Source organism: Rhodococcus sp. R1101, assembly GCF_000278445.1.
GTDB classification, from domain to species: Bacteria; Actinomycetota; Actinomycetes; order Mycobacteriales; family Mycobacteriaceae; genus Rhodococcus; species Rhodococcus gordoniae.
Window position 1 is genome coordinate 1 of sequence record NZ_AJVB01000348.1, and the last position, 4,090, is coordinate 4,090.

The following is a 4,090-nucleotide window of genomic DNA, read 5'->3' on the forward strand; positions in this document are numbered from 1 at the left end:
GGAACGGGACGACACAGGGCGGGAACGTCGTGCGCGGACCATGCCATGGACACTACGACCACGAAAATCCGCCGCCCGTTTCGGTGTGTCCGAATAGTCCTGGAGCGCTCGGCGCGCTACGCTCCCAGTCGTGAGAACACTGCGTCGATGCTGCCGGCCTGGGTGCAAGAACCCTGCTGTTGCGACGCTGACCTACGTGTACTCGGACTCCACCGCCGTCGTCGGCCCCCTGGCGACCGTCGCGGAACCGCACTCGTGGGATCTCTGCGAGATGCACGGTTCACGTATCACGGCCCCCAAGGGATGGGAACTCGTCCGGTACGAGGGAGCGTTCTCGTCGGGCACCCCCGACGAGGACGATCTGACCGCCCTCGCCGAGGCCGTACGCGAGGCCGGACTGGGTGAGCGTTCCCGCTCCGACTCGGCCGAAGACGATGCCGAGGAACCCCAGCGGGCCGTCGTGCCGCCGACCACGCGCACCGGCCGACGTGGGCACCTGCGTGTGCTTCCCGATCCCACGTCCTGAGCCGTTCGCACTAGGCTGAGCGAGTGCGATGTCGCGGAGGACGGCATCGCACGAGTCGAGGTTCAGGAGTCAATACAGTGGCGAGAGCTGCCGAGTCGGTGTCAGCGGTCATCAAGGCGTACGACGTACGGGGAGTCGTCGGGGAGCAGATCGACGAAGAGTTCGTCCGCGAGGTCGGAGCGTCGTTCGCACGCCTGTTGCGCAGCGAGGGCAGCGCCGACCGCGTGGTGATCGGGCACGACATGCGTGCCTCGTCCCCCTCGTTGTCCCAGGCCTTCGCCGACGGGGTCACCTCCCGAGGACTCGACGTGGTGCTCATCGGACTCGCGTCCACCGACCAGCTCTACTTCGCGTCGGGTCTGCTCGACGCACCCGGCGCGATGTTCACCGCGAGCCACAACCCTGCGAAGTACAACGGCATCAAGCTCTGCCGTGCCGGTGCCAAGCCCGTCGGTCAGGACACCGGTCTGGCGCAGATCTCGGCCGATCTCGTCGAAGGTGTTCCCGCCTACGAGGGCGAGCGCGGCAGCATCACCGAGCGCGACGTCCTCGACGACTACGCCTCGTTCGTCCGCGGTCTGGTCGACCTTGCGCAGATGCGACCGCTCAAGGTGGCGGTCGACGCCGGCAACGGCATGGGCGGCCATACAGTTCCCGCCGTCTTCGGCGCCCTGCCCGTCGACCTCGTCCCGCTGTACTTCGAACTCGACGGCACCTTCCCCAATCACGAGGCCAACCCCCTCGACCCCGCCAACCTCGTCGACCTCCAGCGTCTGGTCGTCGAGTCCGGCGCCGATGTGGGCCTGGCCTTCGACGGCGACGCCGACCGCTGCTTCGTGGTCGACGAGCGCGGCGAGCCGGTCACGCCGTCGGCGGTGACGGCGCTCGTCGCAGCCCGCGAACTCGCCGAGGAACCCGGCTCCACGATCATCCACAACTTGATCACGTCGCGGGTGGTGCCCGAACTCGTCACCGAGCAGGGCGGCAAGCCCGTCCGCACCCGGGTCGGGCATTCGTTCATCAAGCAGCAGATGGCCGAGACCGGCGCCGTCTTCGGCGGCGAACACTCGGCGCACTACTACTTCCGCGACTTCTGGGGCGCCGACTCGGGCATGCTCGCGGCACTGCATGTACTCGCCGCGCTGGCCTCGCAGGACGGCCCGCTCTCCGAGTTGATGAGCTCCTACAACCGGTATGCGGCGTCGGGAGAGATCAATTCGACGGTCGCCGACGCGGCCGAGCGCACCGAGGCCGTCGTCGCGGCGTTCGAGGATCGCGCGGTGTCGGTCGACCGGCTCGACGGTGTCACCGTGGACCTGCCCGACAACGCGTGGTTCAACCTGCGCGCGTCCAACACCGAGCCGCTGCTGCGACTCAACGTGGAGGCGCGCACGGACGGTGAGGTCGAGGCATTGGTGAAGGAGATCCTTTCTGTCGTTCGTGCGTAGACGGAGGGGCAACAGGAATAATCGAAGTGCCGGTGCATGGCGTGCCGGGCTCGGTCAGGTGGCTCGCCGAGGTCGCGGCGGCGGAAGGAAGGTGATGCGGTCGTGACGGCACCCTCACCGCTGTTCGACTTCGACGATGCGGGCAGCCTGCTCGCCGCCGATGTCGACGGCATCCTCAGGAGCGCGGCCCTCGGCGGCGCCCAGATCCGTGCGGTCGCCGCGGCGGTCGACGAAGGTGTGCTCGGCCGGCTCACCGACATGCATCCTCGCAGTGTCGTCTTCGTCGGCACCGATGCCCGCGCCCGATCGGCCGCCGAACTGGTCGTCGCGTTGTTCGGGGACCAGGCCGGTATACCGCTGGTCGCCGCACCGGCCACCCCGCCCTGGGTGGGTGCGCTCGACGTCGTGGTGGTCTCGGGGAACGATGCCGGCGATCCGGAAGTGGCCCGCAGCATCGACGCCGGACTGCGGCGCAGCGCGGAGGTCGTCGTCGACGCCCCGGACGAGGGTCCGGTGCGGGCGGTCGCGGCCGGTCGCGCGATGTCGTTGCCGCCCCGGATCCGCGTCCGGACGCGGTACGTGCTCGCCCGGCACGTCGCGGTGTTCTGCGCGGTGCTCGGTGTGCTGCAGCGCGCCGTGCGGATCGCCGGTGTGCCACCGCTCGCCGACGTCGCCGACACGGCCGACGAGGAAGCGGCGCGCAATCATCCGGAGAACGAGGTCTTCCACAATCCTGCGAAGTCGCTCGCGGTGCGCATGCAGTCGCGCCGAGTGGTGTTCGCGGGTGATTCCGCGGCGACGACGGTCCTCGCCCGGCACGCGTCGGAATCCTTGCTGCAGGAGGCGGGTGTGGTCTCGGGTGCCGCGGCGCTCGGCGACGTTCTGGTCGCGCGCGATCGGCTCATGGCCGTCGTCACCGCGAGTGGTGAGAACTACGACCCGTTCTTCCACGACGAGGAACTGGACGGACCGGCGCCGATCGCACCGGCGCGGGTGTTCGTGCTCAGCACGGACCCCGACCGGTCGGCGGCGCAGCGGAGGACGGCGGCACTACCGGATGTGGAAGTGATGTCCGTGGTCGGAGAATTCGAGTCGAGCACGGTGCCGACCGTGCTGGAACAGGTGGCAGTGTTGACCGTCCGCACAGAGATGGCGGCTGCATATCTCGGATTGGCAGGGGGGAGATAGTGCACCGACTCGAAGGTGCGGTGCGCTCGTACGCCTGGGGATCGCGAACCGCGATCGCCACCTTGCGCGGCCGCACTGTGCCGTCCCATCACCCCGAGGCCGAGTTGTGGCTCGGTGCGCATCCGGCAGATCCCGCCAGGCTGGTGGATTCGGACGGCGACGAGCACTCGCTGCTCGATCTGCTGTCGGCCGAGCCTCGGCGACATCTCGGCGACCGCGCTGTGGGGGCGTTCGGTCCCCGGCTGCCCTTCCTCCTCAAGCTCCTGGCAGCGGAGGAGCCCTTGTCGTTGCAGGCGCATCCCAGTGCCCGCCAGGCGGCCGAGGGGTTCGCTCGCGAGGAAGCGCTGGGAATCCCGATCGACTCGCCCGTTCGCAACTACAAGGACGCGAACCACAAGCCCGAACTGGTGGTGGCGCTGACGCGATTCGAGGCGCTCGCCGGTTTCCGCGATCCGAAGCGGACGGTGGAGCTGTTCGAGGCGCTGGCGGTCCCGGAGCTCGACCCTTATGTGGGACTGCTCGCGGGACAACCCGATTCGAGTGGCCTGCGGGCGCTGTTCACCACTTGGATCACGTTGCCTCCGCCCGCTCTCGCGGCGCTGCTGCCGCGCGTGCTCGACGGCTGCGTGACCTATCTCGCCACCGGCCGGGACGGTGAACGCGACTTCGTTCCGGAGGTGCGTACGGCTCTGCAGCTGGCGGATTTCTACCCGGGCGACGCCGGGGTGCTGGCCTCCCTGCTGCTCAACCGCATCACCCTGCAGCCGGGGGAGGGACTCTATCTCGATGCGGGGAATCTGCATGCCTATCTGCACGGCATGGGCGTCGAGATCATGGCGAATTCCGACAACGTGTTACGCGGCGGTCTCACTCCCAAACACGTGGACGTGCCCGAACTGCTGCGCGTGCTCGACTTCGGCGCGGCGTC

General features: G+C 68.8%; 4 protein-coding genes. All 4 read left to right on the forward strand.

Annotation, left to right across the window (positions count from 1 at the left end):
* The first annotated feature begins 130 nt into the window (after window positions 1-130).
* Window positions 131-526, forward strand: a complete 396-nt coding sequence (locus tag R1101_RS0117520; protein WP_198420295.1) for a DUF3499 domain-containing protein — start codon at window positions 131-133, stop codon at window positions 524-526.
* Window positions 527-603: 77 nt separating this feature from the next.
* Window positions 604-1,974: a phosphomannomutase/phosphoglucomutase gene (locus R1101_RS0117525; RefSeq protein ID WP_016934664.1), complete on the forward strand. Its 1,371-nt coding sequence runs from the start codon at window positions 604-606 to the stop codon at window positions 1,972-1,974.
* A 102-nt stretch (window positions 1,975-2,076) separates the two neighbouring features.
* Window positions 2,077-3,162: an SIS domain-containing protein gene (locus tag R1101_RS0117530; RefSeq protein WP_016934665.1), complete on the forward strand. Its 1,086-nt coding sequence runs from the start codon at window positions 2,077-2,079 to the stop codon at window positions 3,160-3,162.
* Window positions 3,162-4,090: mannose-6-phosphate isomerase, class I (gene manA / locus R1101_RS0117535; protein ID WP_016934666.1), on the forward strand; the 929-nt coding region annotated here is incomplete at its 3' end. The genes R1101_RS0117530 and manA, both read left to right, overlap by 1 nt.